Origin of the sequence: Nostoc spongiaeforme FACHB-130 (assembly GCF_014698475.1) — a bacterium.
GTDB classification, from domain to species: domain Bacteria; phylum Cyanobacteriota; class Cyanobacteriia; order Cyanobacteriales; family Nostocaceae; genus Nostoc_B; species Nostoc_B spongiaeforme.
Genome location: NZ_JACJTB010000039.1, coordinates 1 through 16,057, shown reverse-complemented (window position 1 = coordinate 16,057; position 16,057 = coordinate 1). Strand labels below are relative to the sequence as shown.

General features: G+C 42.5%; 13 protein-coding genes, 1 tRNA gene and 1 pseudogene. 8 read left to right on the top strand and 7 right to left on the bottom strand.

All coding sequences use genetic code 11. From position 1 onward, the window contains the following. Positions 1 to 93: 93 nt before the first annotated feature. Positions 94 to 3,375 (bottom strand): tetratricopeptide repeat protein, encoded by a 3,282-nt coding sequence (locus H6G74_RS23265; RefSeq protein ID WP_190969914.1) that lies wholly within the window; start codon positions 3,373 to 3,375, stop codon positions 94 to 96. Between the two features lie 170 nt (positions 3,376 to 3,545). Between H6G74_RS23265 and H6G74_RS23260 the strand changes: the two genes are divergently transcribed. Continuing rightward, positions 3,546 to 3,701 carry a hypothetical protein gene (locus tag H6G74_RS23260; RefSeq protein ID WP_190969913.1) on the top strand — a complete coding sequence of 52 codons (156 nt, stop codon included), beginning with the start codon at positions 3,546 to 3,548 and terminating at the stop codon, positions 3,699 to 3,701. Between the two features lie 71 nt (positions 3,702 to 3,772). On the opposite strand, the gene pyrE is transcribed toward H6G74_RS23260, so the two are convergent. Further along, positions 3,773 to 4,393, bottom strand: a complete 621-nt coding sequence (pyrE, locus tag H6G74_RS23255) for an orotate phosphoribosyltransferase (protein WP_190969912.1) — start codon at positions 4,391 to 4,393, stop codon at positions 3,773 to 3,775. Between the two features lie 100 nt (positions 4,394 to 4,493). Here pyrE and H6G74_RS23250 point away from each other — a divergent pair, with 100 nt between their 5' ends. Then, complete coding sequence (locus tag H6G74_RS23250; protein ID WP_190969911.1) at positions 4,494 to 4,910, top strand: hypothetical protein; 417 nt, start codon at positions 4,494 to 4,496, stop codon at positions 4,908 to 4,910. A gap of 165 nt (positions 4,911 to 5,075) precedes the next feature. Here the strand turns inward: H6G74_RS23250 and H6G74_RS23245 are convergent. Next, positions 5,076 to 5,148, bottom strand: a tRNA-Ile gene (locus H6G74_RS23245). 190 nt (positions 5,149 to 5,338) lie between these two features. Between H6G74_RS23245 and H6G74_RS23240 the strand changes: the two genes are divergently transcribed. Further along, positions 5,339 to 6,037, top strand: a complete 699-nt coding sequence (locus H6G74_RS23240; protein WP_190969910.1) for a hypothetical protein — start codon at positions 5,339 to 5,341, stop codon at positions 6,035 to 6,037. 99 nt (positions 6,038 to 6,136) lie between these two features. Next, positions 6,137 to 7,480 carry a hemolysin family protein gene (locus tag H6G74_RS23235; protein ID WP_190969909.1) on the top strand — a complete coding sequence of 448 codons (1,344 nt, stop codon included), beginning with the start codon at positions 6,137 to 6,139 and terminating at the stop codon, positions 7,478 to 7,480. Positions 7,481 to 7,588: 108 nt separating this feature from the next. Here H6G74_RS23235 and queC read toward each other — a convergent pair whose 3' ends face one another. Next, the gene (queC, locus tag H6G74_RS23230; protein WP_190969908.1) at positions 7,589 to 8,284 is read right to left on the bottom strand and encodes a 7-cyano-7-deazaguanine synthase QueC; all 696 of its coding nucleotides are present in this window, start codon (positions 8,282 to 8,284) and stop codon (positions 7,589 to 7,591) included. A gap of 496 nt (positions 8,285 to 8,780) precedes the next feature. Here queC and H6G74_RS23225 point away from each other — a divergent pair, with 496 nt between their 5' ends. From H6G74_RS23225 to H6G74_RS23210, 4 genes are all read left to right on the top strand, one after another. Then, a complete protein-coding gene (locus H6G74_RS23225) occupies positions 8,781 to 9,860 on the top strand; it encodes a Gfo/Idh/MocA family protein (protein ID WP_190969907.1) in 1,080 nt (359 codons plus the stop codon). A 166-nt stretch (positions 9,861 to 10,026) separates the two neighbouring features. Continuing rightward, complete coding sequence (locus H6G74_RS23220; RefSeq protein ID WP_190969906.1) at positions 10,027 to 10,641, top strand: DedA family protein; 615 nt, start codon at positions 10,027 to 10,029, stop codon at positions 10,639 to 10,641. A 223-nt stretch (positions 10,642 to 10,864) separates the two neighbouring features. Then, positions 10,865 to 12,013 carry a ParM/StbA family protein gene (locus H6G74_RS23215; protein ID WP_190969905.1) on the top strand — a complete coding sequence of 383 codons (1,149 nt, stop codon included), beginning with the start codon at positions 10,865 to 10,867 and terminating at the stop codon, positions 12,011 to 12,013. Between the two features lie 5 nt (positions 12,014 to 12,018). After that, positions 12,019 to 12,537, top strand: coding sequence for a plasmid segregation centromere-binding protein ParR (locus H6G74_RS23210; RefSeq protein ID WP_190969904.1), 519 nt, complete (start codon positions 12,019 to 12,021; stop codon positions 12,535 to 12,537). A 371-nt stretch (positions 12,538 to 12,908) separates the two neighbouring features. Here H6G74_RS23210 and H6G74_RS23205 read toward each other — a convergent pair whose 3' ends face one another. The 3 genes and pseudogenes from H6G74_RS23205 to H6G74_RS23195 all read right to left on the bottom strand — a co-directional run. Then, on the bottom strand, positions 12,909 to 14,645 hold the full coding sequence (locus H6G74_RS23205) for an iron uptake porin (RefSeq protein ID WP_190969903.1): 1,737 nt from the start codon (positions 14,643 to 14,645) through the stop codon (positions 12,909 to 12,911). A 368-nt stretch (positions 14,646 to 15,013) separates the two neighbouring features. After that, on the bottom strand, positions 15,014 to 15,295 hold the full coding sequence (locus H6G74_RS23200) for a 4a-hydroxytetrahydrobiopterin dehydratase (RefSeq protein WP_190969902.1): 282 nt from the start codon (positions 15,293 to 15,295) through the stop codon (positions 15,014 to 15,016). Positions 15,296 to 15,913: 618 nt separating this feature from the next. After that, positions 15,914 to 16,057: pseudogene (locus tag H6G74_RS23195) on the bottom strand (photosystem II D2 protein (photosystem q(a) protein)); the annotation flags it as partial.

The window sequence follows — 16,057 nt, the reverse complement described above, 5'->3', positions numbered from 1 at the left end:
ACATAAAACTCCGAGTTCAGAACATGGAATTTCGAGTTCGGAACACGAAACTTGGAGATAAAAGCTTGATTGATGAAGTTGGGAACTTGAATTTTACTGTTGTGAGTTGAGGCGATCGCGCAAACTGGCTAAATTGTTACGAATAGTCATAGTGTAAGGGTGATTTAGTCCCAAATGTCGCTCGAAAATATTCAACGCTCTCAGAAATAGAGGTTTTGCTTCGCTATATCTTCGTTGGGAAATGTAGACTCCTGCCAGATTGGCAAGGTTAATGGCAAAATCAGGATGTTCTTCTCTGTGTAAGCGTTGTCCTATTGCCAAAGCTTGCAAAATTAGAGATTCAGCTTCGCGGTACCTTCCTTGAGAACTGTAGAGATTTGCCAGATTATTGAGACTGGTCACAAAATCAGGATGTTCTTCTCCAAAGAGATATCGCGTTAATGCTAAAGCTTGTATTAATAGTGGTTCAGCTATTGTGTATTGGCCTTGCGCGTAGTAAGAAGTTGCCAGACCGATGAGGCTAATTGCAAAATCAGGATGTTCTTCTCCAAAGAAGCGTCGCCTTAGTTCCAAAGCTTGTAGATATAGTGGTTCAGCTTCGCTATATTTTCCTTGTAAAAAGTAGAGATTTGCCAGATTATGAAGGCTAAGTGCAATTTCTGGATGTTCATCTCCCAATAAGCGTTTCTTTAGCTTTAAAGTTTGTATTAAAAAGGATTCAGCTTCGCTGTATCTTCCTTGAGAACCGTAGAGTTCCCCTAGGTTGTTTAAGCTTTGAGCAACATAAAAATGTTCTTCTCCTAGAACACGCAGGCATAGTTCTAAAGCTTTTATGTAGGTGGATTCAGCTTCGCTGTACCTTCCTTGAGAATCGTATAGTAATGCCAAATTGTTGAGGCTAAGTGCAACATCAGGATTTTCCTCTCCTAGCAAGCCTCGCGTTAGTTCTAAAGCCTGTAGTAACAGGGGTTCAGCTTCACTGTATCTTCCTTGAACACGATAGAGATTTCCCAAGTCCTTGAGACTAAGTGCAACATTAGGATGTTTTTCTCCAGGTAAGTGCCGTTTTATTTCTAAAGCCTGTAGTAACAGGTGTTCGGCTTCAACGTATTTTCCTTGCGATGTGTAAAGATTTCCCAAGTCGTGGAGACTAGTTGCAATATCAGGATGATCATCTCGTAACAAGCTTCGTTTTAGTTCTAAAGCCTTTAGTAACAGGTGTTCGGCTTCACTGTATTTTCCTTGGAAACTGTAGATATTTCCCAAAGAAGCAAGGCTAGTAGCAACATCAGGATGATCTTCTCCTAACAAAGATAGCCTGAGTTCTAAAGCTTGTGAGTAGAAAGTTTCGGCTTTGCTATATTTGCCTTGAAATAAGTAAAGATTCCCCAGATTGTAGACAGCAGTAGCAACATTAGGATGTTCATCTCCCAATAAGCGTCTCGTTAGTTCCAAACCTTGCAGTAATGGAAGTTCAGCTTTGCTGTATTTTCCTTGGAATGAGTAGCAACTCCCTAGATTGCCGAGATTAGCGGCAACATTAGGATGTTCATCTCCTAATAAGCGTCTCGTTAGTTCCAAACTTTGCAGTAATGTAAGTTCGGCTTTGCTGTATTTTCCTTGCAAGAAGTAGAGACTCCCTAGATTGCTGAGACTAGCAGCAAAATATTCACTTTCTTCTCCTAAACGTTCTTTAGTGATTTCTCGACACTGCTCAAACCAAGGTTCTGCTTTATCATATAGTCCCTGACCTCTGTAAAATAAGGCAATACCATCAAATGGACAAAATGAGTCTTCATCATTGGCATACTCAATGAGATTGTTTGCTACTTCTGCTAAGTGAGGTATTGCGGGAGAGATATCTTTAATTTGCTGAAGTGTAGGTTCTTGAGGAATATCTTTCGCAACCTCTACCATTACACCGCAAAACGATCGCTTAAATTCCTCTTTCTGCTCTAAACCTTCAAGCTTATCTTTAAAAAACTCTCGCAACAGGGGATGCAGTTGATAAGTTCCCTCACCTTTGAACTGAAGTAAATGTAACTGCAATAAATCACGTCTAGCTTGTTTCCAATTTTGAGCTTCATCATTTATTGTTATCCCATCCACCAACTCCCAAGGAATCGGAGCTAAGGCAAATAAACTCAAAACGCAGCCTAAATGTTGAGCTAGGATTTGACCCTTTTCTCGCAACCGTTTCCAACTCAACTCAAACGCAGCTGCAACACCCAATTCAGCCGTCATTTCCGGTTGAGCTTCATCTAAAGCCGGATTCTTCAAACGCTCATTTTCCAAGTCTTGCAGCATTTCTGTTAGGGATAACTCCTCATCACCCAACAAATAACGCCCGACTAATTCTAAACCCAGTGGCAAATATCCCAACCACTTACAAAGCTTTCTCGCTATTAACGGTTCACGCCGCAGTCGTTCTCTACCAATTATGGATTTTAATAACTGCATCGCTGCCAGTGGTGTCAGCACATCTAAATCTAAACGCACTATCGGCGGTTGTAATCTCTCCCGCGTGGTAATTAACTGCTTAAACCGCGCAGGAACAGAATCTAAATAACACCTAACTTCATCCCGATAGTTAGTGACGTTATCAATTATCAGTAAAACCTCACCCTCATACCATTTTGTCAGACAGTATTGGACTCTCGCAGCTAAATCTAAATCATCTGGGATATTCAATAGCAGCTTATTACGAGCAAAATCCACCAGTTGCACTCCTACATCCTGCAATGCAGACAACCAGCAAATTCCGCCTTGGTAGGTGACGCGGTGCGAATTGGCATATTGCAAAGCTAATTCTGTTTTCCCGACTCCACCCATCCCCGCAATAGCAGCAATAGCTACCTGTTGATTATCCCGCAACAAACGATGGAGGTTTTGCAATTCCCTTTCTCGTCCGACAAATTCCACCACCCCACTGAAGGGAAGATTTTCGTAACGGGTAGGTGAGGATTGAGTTTTTTTAGCCTTCTCACGCTGCACGCCTGGTAATTCTTCTCTTCGGCTTTGCCATTCTGCATCAAATTTCTGCAAATTCGCGTGTTTGTCGCTTTTATCATGCCAAAGTTTCAGCCGGAAATACCACTCTTCTGAGCCTCGCTTTTGTACGCGCAAATCTTCGAGAATACCTAGAAAATCTTCGAGTCGTTTTAATGCTTCCCTGACTTCTTCTTTAGTTAAACCGCCGAGTTCCGCCAGCACTCTTAGCTGTGTCCTCACTATTACTTGCTGCGGCGTTTCCCAATTCAGGGCAATTTTATAAAGTTCACCGTCTTCTAACTCGTTATTGGCATAAGCCAAAAATCTTTCTAAAAGTTTCCTTACCCGCGCTGCGACTTCATCACCATAGCTAACACGCGCCATAGGTTATTCTTGCCCAAATTTGCGACAAAGTTTCGGGATTCCCCAAGCCTAATCTAGCATCCACAAACTCAAATCTCAGCATATTCACGCATCACCGCCCACAGACAGCCGCTTTTGCTTCCTCGCACTACCCCAAATTTACTGTTGCTTCAGCGTTTGAGGCAAAGTAAATGAAAGCTAAGAAGCTGATGGCGATCGCATTTTTTCTGATTCCCCTAATTGCTGACTTGTTCATCCCAGGTTCAGGAATTGTGATGGAGTTTGCCTTCCTGATGTGGGAATTACTGAAAAAAGAAGAGGATGATTTGGAGCGATCGCCCCACTAAAATTTATAATTTGGTATTAGATCCCCGACTTTTTCAAAAAGTCGGGGATCTGCACTTCGTTCTAGAGTCAATTAACTAGCTAATTCCCGATACCGTTGTTGAACTTCTTCAATTCCAAACAACGCTTCAAACTTTAAACCAACAGACTGGTAAAGTTCTGCGCCTCCTTGCTTGCGGTCTACCAGTCCAATTACTTGCTCGACAGTATATCCTGCATCTTTCAGCCGATTTACCGCTTTTAAAGCAGACTGACCAGTTGTCACCACATCTTCCAAAACGACGATTTTTGCACCTTCAGGCAAAGTCGGCCCTTCAATATAAGCTTTCGTTCCGTAACCTTTGGCTTCTTTGCGAATAATTAGTGCTGGTATGGGTCGGTTTTCATAAACAGAAACCACACTCACTGCTGTCACAATGGGATCAGCGCCTAGTGTTAAACCTGCCACAGCTTCAGTATCCGCAGGTAGTAAGGGAAATAGTAAACGCCCAACGGCTAAAGCGCCTTGGGGATGGAGTGTTACCTGGGTTTTATTAATGTAGTAGGTGCTACGTAGTCCTGAAGCCAGCACAAAATCACCTTCTTGATAGGCGAGTTGGCAAAACAAGTCTAGTAGCTTGTGGCGCAGAGTGGCTAAGTCAGCAGTGGTCGCCCAAATATTAGCCTGGGTAAGGGTTTCAGTAGAATGCGTCATTACAAATGATAATCAGTTGTGCTACACCAAAGGTTGAACTCATCAGAGTTCTGCAATTAAGCATAAGTTAAGATTCGCTCAAAATTGAGGAGTTAAGGGAATGGGTATAAAGTTTAAATCCTTTGGTGGTCTTTTGGTACTTTTAGCGACTGGTTTAATTTTTCCGGCTGTGGCATCTGCTGAAACAGATACACCTAATTATGAAACAGCTAATGAAGCATTTGAGCGAGCCTATTTCCGTCACGATCGCAATTTTTATGAAAATAACACAGCCAAACGTCAGTTACACAATTTTCTCGGTAATGGTTCCGGTTTTCGCAATACTTTTCCAGAAAATGAAATAGCCCGTGATGCTGAGTTAATGAATACCCTCTATCGAGATGTTATGACTCAGCAAGCCGGTAATGACCCTTATCTACGCACACCAGATTTACCCAATCCTTATGATAGTTCCTTACTGTCATCTCCTCGCTTAAATAGTGACAAACTCAAAGTCGGTACAGAATTCCGCTTTTAGAGTGCTGAGTACTGAGTAATGAGTGTTGAGTGCTGAGTGCTGAGTGCTGAGTGGTTAAAGGGGGTTATGGAGTTAAATTAACTTTGGCATACAACGGCTAGAGTCATCACTTAAAAGAACTTATTACTCAGCACTTTCAACTCAGCACTCAGCACTTAAAAAAAATCCAGGGTGCAGGAGTTGAACCTGCCTTGGGCGAATTATGAGTTCGCTGCCTCAACCGCTCGGCCAACCCTGGTCGAATATTAATTTTATCTCAAGTTTGCCATTTGTCTACCCTTCTACCACAGTTTATCAGATTTTTATACTACATAATTTAATTATGAAATTATGCACACTATGATTGATGAAGTTCATTTAAGGATTGAGGTACATAACTTCAATGCTCTTAATATAGACCAGCATTCTTCAGCAACAGCTTGTCAGCGATGAAAATAAATTCTACTGTAATACTGACTTTGGTTTTGTTAATCCTGATGTTGGGCGCAGGGTCTGTTAGCGCGTTTTTAGGGTTCAATTTGGGCAGTTTAGCTCTCAAAGGAGTATCAACTCCAGATGGTCGCCCAACAACTAAATTCGCCAGTGCTAAGACAAATAACTCCCAACAGCCAGGAGTAACTTTATTAAAAGAAGAAGAAATATTAAAAATTGTTAAATCTCGGATTGACGGTAAGGCGAAAGCTAACCAATCAGAAAAATTAGACGACGAAGACGAAGAAATCAATAAAAAACAGAAGCCCCAAGAAAAGCCAAAGGAAGCAGTTGAAGAAAAACTCCAACCAGGATTTCCGGTGAGTGCAGAAAGTGAAGGTGTGAGTTTTGCAGTGCAATCGGCGCGTTACTCTGGAGGCGATTTACTTTTGAAAGTGAAAATGCAGAACAAAGGTAAGGATTCTGTGCGCTTTTTGTATAGTTTCTTAGATGTGACCGATGACAAAGGCAGAACCTTGAGTGCTAGTACAGAAGGTTTACCCGCAGAATTACCTGCTAATGGGCCGACATTTTCCGGTACAGTGATTATTCCTACAGCTTTACTGGATGATGTGAACAAAGTCTCTTTGTCTTTGACAGATTATCCTGCACAAAAACTCAAGTTAGATGTCGCTGACATCCCTGTAGCAAGGTAAAGACGGGAAAGTAAAAAGTAAAAAGTAAAAAGGCAAAAGATTCTTTTTACTTTTACCTTTTACCTTTTTACTTTAAGAGAGTTTACACGAGTTTAGGCAGTGATTGGTTTTCCTGGTTTAACTTGGGCAGATGTAGGGTTGCGATTATTATCAGTACTACTGCTGATTGCCATCAATGCCTTTTTTGTTACAGCAGAGTTTTCGATGGTAACAGTGCGGCGATCGCGGATTCATCAGTTAGTCAAGGCTGGCGATGTACAAGCGATCGCAGTTGAAACACTACAACGCAGTATTGATCGGCTGCTATCAACAACACAGTTAGGCATTACCCTTTCGAGTTTGGCACTGGGCTGGATTGGCGAAAGTACAATTGTGGTGCTGATAAACGCATGGCTGAAATCTTGGCCTTTACCAGCAACTACCACTAAGTTTATTTCCCATTCGCTATCAATTCCCCTAGCCTTTTTTTTGGTAGCTTATCTGCAAATTGTCTTAGGGGAATTATGCCCAAAATCACTAGCTTTGCTCTATTCTGAACAATTAGCGCGATTTTTAGGCCCTTCTGTTAAAGCGATCGTCCGTTTTTTCAGTCCCTTCATCTGGATTCTCAACCAATCAACTCTTTGTTTGTTACGCATTTTTGGCATTGAATATACAGGTCAAAGTTGGAGACCGCCTGTAACATCGGAAGAATTGCAGATGATCATTGCCACAGAACGAGAATCTACAGGTTTAGAACATTCTGAACGCCAATTGCTGAATAATGTCTTTGAATTTGGTGATGTTACCGCCCAAGATGTAATGATTCCTCGCAATGGCATTATTGCTTTACCTAAAGATGCAACCTTCCAGCATTTACTCCAGGAAATGACCACTACTGGTCACTCCCGCTACCCCATTATTGGCGAATCTTTAGATGACATTCGTGGGATTGTGTACTTTCGAGATTTAGCCCAACCCTTAGCAATAGAGAAACTCTCTTTAACATCCCATCTCCAACCGTGGATGCGTCCCGCCCGATTTGTCCCAGAAAACACACCCTTGAGTGAACTCTTGCCCATGATGCAGCAAGAAAAGCCAGCTATGGTCATTGTCGTCGATGAGTTTGGTGGGACTGTAGGGCTAGTGACCATTCAAGACGTGATTGGTGAAATTATTGGCAATACAGGGGAACGAGAAAACAACGAAGACTTGTTAATTGAAATTGTGGATCAAGACACATTTTTAGTACAAGCACAAATTAACCTCGAAGACCTCAACGAAGTCTTAAATCTCAGTTTGCCTCTAGCCAGGGAATATCAAACTTTAGGCGGTTTTGTGCTTTATCAATTACAGAAAATGCCAACTAAAAGTGAAATCTTTTTATACGAAAATCTTCAGTTCACCATAGTCTCAATTATCGGACCAAGGCTGCATCAAATTCAGGTGAAACGCTTGTTTTAGGAGGAGGAAGGGAGACAAGGAGGATAAGGGAGACCAGGGGGACAAGGGAGAAAAGGAAGCAAGATTTATACCTTACCTCTCAACCTTGTCTACCCCCTCACTCACTCCCTACTCCCTACTCCCCACTCCCGCCGCATAAGCCAGTGGATCTTGTAATCCGAGTTCTTCAAAAGCTGCCAGTCGCAAGCGGCAAGAATCACAGACTCCACAGGCAATATCACCACCGCTATAGCAAGACCAAGTTAAGTGCCAAGGAACGCCTAATTTGTTACCAAGCTGGATGATTTCGGTTTTTTTGAGATGAATTAAAGGGGCAATGATCGCAGTTGCATTACCTTCTCGTCCTTGCTTGGTTCCCAAGCGAAAAACTTCTTGCATTGCCTGGATGTAGTCGGGACGACAATCAGGATAGCCGGAATAATCCAAGGCATTCACACCAATGTACACACGTTCAGCTGCGATCGCTTCCGCATAGCCCAAAGCAAAACTTAAAAATATCGTGTTCCGTGCAGGTACGTAGGTTATAGGAATATTTTGTGACATTTCCTCCAGGGAACGTGCTTGGGGAACATCGATTTTTTCATCTGTCAGTGCTGAACCACCCCACTTGCGTAAGTCAAAATTCACCACTTGGTGTTCTTCTACACCAGCAGTTTGCGCCACCAGCATGGCTGAGTTTAACTCTCGGCGATGTCGCTGTTGATAATCAAAAGAAATTGCGTAGCACTCACAACCATCTGCTTTGGCTTGATAAAGTACAGTAGAAGAGTCTAATCCTCCAGACAACAAAATTACGGCTTTCATCTTAGCTGCCAATTTTTAAGATTTCTCATTGCCAAAACATCATAATTAAAAAAACTGTCAGCCAGCCCAACCACTCGATTTTTTTCCATACTGTACCAGTTTATAAACTGGACTATTCTTGAAGTGCGATGGTAGCTATTTTTGTAATTTTACTGACAGGAAAATTATTTATTTACAACGTTATTAAGATGGTAAATTTCCTGGTATCCAATACTCTGACTAAGATTGAGAAATTTTCACTAAAAATTGATTTTGTGTTTAAAGTTAATAAAAAAACACATTAGCTATTGTGTTAAGAGCAAAAACCTGATTGATTTAGAACTGAACAGAAAAAAGACAGCCAGATTGCGGGAACTATCGCAAACTTTGAAATTCTTCATAAACAGAGCCTCTATGTTACCATCTGGATGGTTTTAGACGGATCATAACTGGCTGTTCAGTATAATTGCCAACGGCCGCAGCGTCTCTAAATTTGGTGGTTGAGGAGAGAACAATAGTGCAAAATAGCATGTCAGTGGCAGAATCAAATTCATACACACAGCGCAATCAGCCACGACCGATTCGCGTGGGTGTAGTCGGGGTGGGTAACATGGGACAACATCATGCCCGCGTCTTGAGTTCAATGAAAGATGTTGAACTAGTCGGTGTGGCAGATATCAATGTTGAACGAGGCTTAGAAACCGCCAGCAAATACAAGGTGCGTTTTTTTGAAGATTATTGCGACTTGCTACCCCATGTGGAAGCAGTTTGCATCGCCGTACCGACTCGCCTGCATTATGCCGTGGGGATTAATTGCCTATTAGCAGGAATTCACGTTTTAATTGAAAAGCCGATCGCTGCTAGTATTTCGGAAGCAGAATCCCTAGTCAATGCAGCCGCAGAATCAGGGTGCATTTTACAAGTAGGTCATATCGAGCGATTCAATCCTGCATTTCAAGAACTTAGCAAAGTCCTGAAAACCGAAGAATTGCTGGCGCTGGAAGCTCACCGCATGAGTCCTTACTCCCATCGTGCCAATGATGTTTCCGTCGTGCTGGATTTAATGATCCACGACATTGACTTAATGCTAGAACTAGCCGCCTCTCCGGTTGTCAAACTGACAGCCAGTGGTACTCGTGCTTTAGATTCTGGTTATTTAGATTACGTAACAGCTACCTTGGGATTTGCCAATGGCATTGTTGCTACGCTGACAGCCAGTAAAGTCACTCACAAAAAAATTCGGCGCATTGTTGCTCATTGCAAAAACTCCTTCACAGAAGCAGATTTTCTCAAGAACGAAATTCTGGTTCATCGCCAAACAACCACCAATTTAACCGACAGTCGTCAGTTACTTTACAGACAAGATGGTTTGATCGAAAAAGTCTCTACCACCAATATTCAACCTTTGAGTGCAGAACTAGAGCATTTTGTCAACTGTGTTCACGGTGGTAATCAACCTTCCGTTGGTGGTGAGCAAGCTTTAAAAGCTCTGAGACTAGCTAGTTTAATTGAGCAAATGGCTTTAGAAGATAGAGTATTCAACCCATTAGACTGGCAATCGGAATCGAGAGTTCAATCCTTAACGTCCACAATCTAATAGTTCTGTTCAATTGAATACATAAAATACTTAGGGGCGTAATCTTTACGCCCCTAAAATTTGGCTAATCATCTCCCCAGAGATTACGGATCATTAGTAAAGTTTTAAGAAGATTAACGCTAGATTAGGCAAACAAACCAGTGCCGCAATTTTAGGAATATATTCAATGCTCGAATGGATTACTAATACAATCAATTCCTTGGGATACGTAGGAATTGCGCTGTTAATGTTCGTAGAGAACCTGTTTCCCCCGATTCCCTCAGAATTAATTATGCCACTGGCAGGATTTACCGCTAGGGCAACACCAGACCGATTAAATATTATTGGAGTCTTTTTTGCCGGACTTGTAGGTTCTGTAGCTGGCGCACTTGTGTGGTACTATCCTGGTAAGTTTTTGGGCGAACAACGCCTAAAACGATGGGCGGATCAGTACGGTAAGTGGTTAACCATATCCAGCAAAGATATTACCAAAGCAAAGCATTGGTTTGATTCTCAAGGTAGCAAAGCAGTGTTAATTGGTCGTCTTGTACCAGGAATCCGTACATTGATTTCCGTACCAGCAGGCATTAGCAATATGCCTCTGCTACCATTTTTATTTTATACAACCTTGGGTAGTGCTGCCTGGGTAGGTTTGTTAACATACTCAGGGTATATTTTGGGTAGCCAGTATGAACTTGTGGACAAGTACCTTGCCCCAGTATCAAAAATTGTGCTTGGGACTTTGGTTTTGGCATTTGTGGTCTGGATACTCAAGCGTAGGCAAAAACGGACTAGACACTAAAATACACCACCCTGATTTAAAGTTTATTTAAAGTTGGGGGGTTACATCTGGTAAAAATTCGCCTACACTATGCCAAATAATGCTGAATTTGCGATCGCCTAAATCAGCATTAGGCGTATTTTTAGCTACACTTGACGAAACCTAGAATTTTTGGTATCTCGCATGTTTGTATGTAAGATGAGCAAGTTAAATTTTGACAGTTAAGAAAGGACTAGGAGCTTTCATGACAGACCAACCTTCCGCCGCTACCCCAATGAATGCTGCTGCTATCCCGCTCAACCGGGTTTCAGCCGCTACCCCAATTAATGCTGCTCCTGCTGTTAAACCAAATGGCAGTTCTGGCAAGGCTATTCTCAGTGTGGACTTAGGCAGAACATCAACCAAGACTTCTGTCAGCCGCGAACCCGGTAATGTGGTTTTCATCCCCGCCAATGTCAAACAAATGTCAATGGAAGAAGTCCGGGGAGGTATTTTTGAAGCCCGTGCGACAGATCCTTTAATGGATTTGTGGCTGGAGTATCAAGGCAGTGGCTATGCAGTCGGTCAACTCGCCGCCGATTTTGGCGCAAACCTCGGAGTTGGTAAATCTAAGGTAGAAGACGCATTGGCTAAAGTTTTAGCTTGTGCTGGCTACTTCAAGCTAAAAGACGAAATTTCCATCGTCCTGGGTCTACCCTTCCTCTCTTTAGAGCAGTTTGAAAAAGAAAAAGCCCAGATCATCAGTCAGCTGACTGGCCCTCACGTAATGAATTTTAGAGGCGAAAGTGTCTCTCTCAACATCAATAAAGTTTGGGTAATGCCTGAAGGTTACGGTAGTCTTCTTTGGTGTGAAGCTCAACCCAAAAAAGGTGCAGGCAGCCCTGACTTTACCAAAGTATCAGCCGCTATTGTCGATATTGGACATCAAACCATCGATTTGTTGATGGTAGATAACTTCCGCTTTGCTCGTGGTGCTTCTAAGAGTGAAGATTTTGGGATGAGCAAATTCTACGAAATGGTAGCGAAAGAAATTGAAGGCGCAGACAGCCAATCTCTAGCACTCATTTCTGCGGTCAACAAACCTAGAGGAGAACGTTTCTATCGTCCTAAAGGCTCTAGCAAGCCTGCCAACCTGGATGATTTTCTCCCCAACTTGATTGAGATGTTTTCCCGTGATATTTGCAGCCGTGTCCTCGCTTGGCTACCTGAGCGTGTGACTGATGTGATTATCACAGGCGGCGGCGGCGAATTCTTCTGGGAAGATGTGCAACGTCTGTTAAAAGATGCTCAAATCAACGCCCATCTAGCTGCACCATCTCGCCAAGCTAACGCCTTGGGGCAGTATATTTATGGAGAGGCGCAATTATCCGCCGTTCGCGCTGCTAGGTCTTAAAGTCAATGTTCCAATGGTCAAAAAAAGTAGTTAAATCGGTGACGTTCAACCCAGAAGTTGCAGATGAAAGCTTGTTGTCGCTGGTAGAAAGCCATTTAGAGCCTCAACCAGACAAGACTTTTAGCGACCTCTGTAAAGAAGCCCTATGGCAATTTTTATGTGTCCCGGAATCTGTTAAACCTGCTTCCAAACCAATAGCCGCAGAGTCGGTTGAACAGAAAATCGATGAACTGCAACGCCAAGTGGCTGACCTAGAGGAACGTTTTTTCGCTAAAGAATCGAATCGTTTGGAGGCGATGGAACGCCATATTGTGCAACTCACGCAACAAATGGCGCATCTAGCAATTTTGGTGACAGAGCGACCGCAGATTATCCACCATCAGCCTCCAACTTCACCAGCGCCAGCGCCTGTAGTGTCAACAGTCCCAGCAATGGAAATGGTTAACACTACCTACGCTACTACACCTCCTGAAGATGTTGACCCTGTGATTAGTCGTCTCAGTCAGTTTCTAGATGATTTTTAAGAGACGGTTTGAATTGTGAGTATTTTCATTTTTGAGAAATCCTTAGTAGTGCAGACTATTAAGGATTATTAATTTTTCTTATGATTATAGCAGTTCTTACTTGCTTGTATTAAAGTCAGAACTCCACCCCGCATTTGCTTACGTAAACGCTTCCCTCGCCGCTTGCGGCGCATATTGTTTCACTTTAAATTTGATACAAATAGACCGCAGGGGAGCAGGAGGCAAGGGGAAAGAATAAAAAACATTTTTTTCATGAAATGGTATCAGGCAAGAACTGCCATAGTCCTAAACTTGATAAGTCGCCAACAAAAAACCCCGCCTAGAGGCGGGGTGAACTATTTGAAAGCTATCTCAAGATTTTCAACTTCTTCTTAGAATGTGAAGGTTGTTCTGAGAGTACCGATGAATGCGTCGTCATTGTTGTCGTTCTGGCCAGGAGAAGACAACCAGATTACACCAGGAGTGATGGAAATGTTGTCAGACACGCGATATTTGTAGAAGCCTTCAACTTGGAATGGCAGATCGTTATTACCCTGTGAGACTGAGAATCGGCCAATAGAATAAGGTTGAACGCCTCCAAAAATACCCAGAACGTTACCTCTCTTACCAAAGTCAGGCAGTGCTATACCACCACCGTAGCTCCAAACTTCTCTATCATCACCTACACCAAAGCCAGTGACATCACTGTAAGAAATGAAACCACTGATAGATAGTTTGTCGCTAGGTCTGAATGCTGCTGACAAACCATAGGAATTTGATGAAGATGCGTTGGGAAGTGTATTGGCGAAACTAGTACCTACTACACCTGTGGGTATGTTATTTTGCTCACCATTGTCAAATAAAGCACTACCTGCGCCATTATAACTGTGGACGTAGGTAGCAGCGACTGCAAGGCGATCGCCAATACCAAAGTTCAATTGTCCTAAAGCTGCATAGTTACCATTGAACAAACCTTGACCAGAGGTTGGGCTGTCAGCTTCTGAGGCTAAGTAACCTACAGTAATAGAACTTGGTTTGATAATGCTGCCACCTTGGCCAAAAGGTATGTTGAAGGCGATACCTGCACCACCACCGATGCGGTAAATTGGGTTCTCGGAGGAGAAGGTGGATAATGCACCATTACCACCATCAGTTTTGTCAAAGAAGTAGGGGTTGTTAACAGCAGTGTAGTGGCTGTGTTTACCGCCAGCAGCAGCTAAGTAAACTTGCACTGGACCCAGGGGCGCTTCGTAGGTCAATCTGTCTACTACAACGCTGTTACCACCACTGCCACCAACGTTATAAGTTTGCAATGGCTCTGCGCTATCAATAGCAGCATTATTGTTGTCAGCTAAAGTAAAAGCTGTTGCATTGCTAGCTGTCAAACGAGTTGTCAATACGTCTCTACCAGTGAAGCTGGTTTGTAAGCCTAGACGTACTCTGTCTTGAAAGACAGTATTGTTTTGTTCACCACTGTTACTGCCAAATACATCGCTAACAGCGAAAATTGCTTCACCAACGAGTTTGGTAGTGGTAGAAAATTGATTAGCTTCTAATTCAGCAGTGCGTGCTTCTAAAGCATCTACACGACCACGTAAGGTTGCTAATTCAGCAGAAAATTCTTCTTGTAACCTTTGTAAAGTTGCTAAATCTTGCTTGGTTACTAAATCTGCTGTGGCTGTAGCAATTAATTCGTTAACGCGGTCTAAACAAGCGTTTAAACCAGCTGCAAATTCATAACGGGTAAGAGCGCGATTACCACGATAAGTACCGTTAGGATAACCAGCAATACAACCGTAACGTTCTACCAAAGACTGTAGTGCTTGGAATGCCCAGTCAGTGGGTTGTACGTCAGAGAATTGAGATACTGAAGTTACTTGAGACAACGAATTGTTGGTTTTACCTTCGTTGCTGTAACGGTTAACTTGGTCTAAAACTTTGCTGTCGTTGTTGGTAGGTGCTGCTTGAGCCACAATTTCTGGCTGTGCAACTTCTACTGCAACTGGTTGTTCAGTTGTTGAAACTTCTGTGCTGGCATTAGGAGCTGCAATCGCTGTTGCCGAAACGAGTAGGGTTGCTCCTAAAACTGCGGGGCTAACCACGAGTGATTTCCACAAGAGATTAGACATTTTTACTTTTCTCCTCACACCTTGTATAGAGAATTGTTTCGTTGCACTACTTCTCAAAAATACGATATTTTTGGGAATTTCGTTAATGAGGTATGGTGCCACTATTACAATTTTAGTTTTTGAAAAGCTAACATCTGATTAACTTAATGTTAAAAATTGATGTAATTAACTTATACAAAAACATACCTTTATAGCTTATTATTATAGAGCATTTGCAGCAGATGACAAGCTTGATGCGATCGCCTGCTAAACTGTCACAATCTAACCTGTGTCTTTTCTAGACAAGAGTAAGGTTTAGGGTATTTCAATTTTCCCTGCACCGCTAATTCCACAATTTGCCTTCCCTAGATGTCGCCGGACAAAGGGTTTTAACTGATTTGAGAAATTACAGCCGCTAAGTCAAAGTCTTTTTGGGTTAATCCACCTACATCATGTGTGGTGAGCGTCACTTTGACTTTGTTATAGGAAATTTCTATGTCTGGATGATGTCCAGCTAATTCTGCTGGTTCGACTAATTTGTTCACAAATTCAATTGCTGTCACAAAATCTTTAAATGTACGTCTGATCTGTAACTGATTACCTGCAACAGTCCAACCTGACAAACCGTTGGCACATTCTCGAATTTCTGCTTCAGTCAGTAGTTGTGACATACCAAAAAGTCCTAGTTGATATCTTTGTCAGCACACTTTGAAATACTTGATTTCGATCAGCCAGTACAACGCAGCGGAAATAAAGATACCATTTAAAGCTTGTGAAAAGCTTTTGATATAAGCTTTTTTACTTTTGACTTCCGCGTAGCGGTACTAGTCTGTATTCCGACAAGCTGCAATAAAAATTACTTATAAAAAACTATCCGCTCTGATATTAGGTCTGTTGACCTAATGTCAGAGCGGTCTAGCGGGTCTTCAGGTTGCAACCAGACTGCCGGGAGGAACTCCCAGGCTTACCTAGTTAACTGAGCTAACTGAGTTGCTCAATATAACTAAGGCTAACTTTAGAGAACAGCCCCGGCGCACAGCCGGCTAACTGCAACCTGATGACCCATGCGTTTACTACTTTCTATCATGGGCATCACCTCCTTGTTGCCTAAGCGGACTTAGTTTCAAAAAGGCAGAGTAATTACTCTGGGCTTTTACCTTGAATCAATATAACACATTAATTTTAGAAAGATAGTGGTGGTTTGAAGAAGAAAGAATTTATATAAAAAATCCCCCGCCCAAGAGCGGAGGAGAAATGAAAAGTCAGATAGTGATGAATTTCTTCAAATCTTACAGAGCATTACCGCGAGGTAACACTTCTTCAGGGAATATAAATTGTTCGTGGGGCTGGTCTTGAGGAGCCATCCAAGCGCGGATACCCTCGTTCAGCAAAATGTTTTTGGTATAGAAAGTTTCAAATTCTGGGTCTTCGGC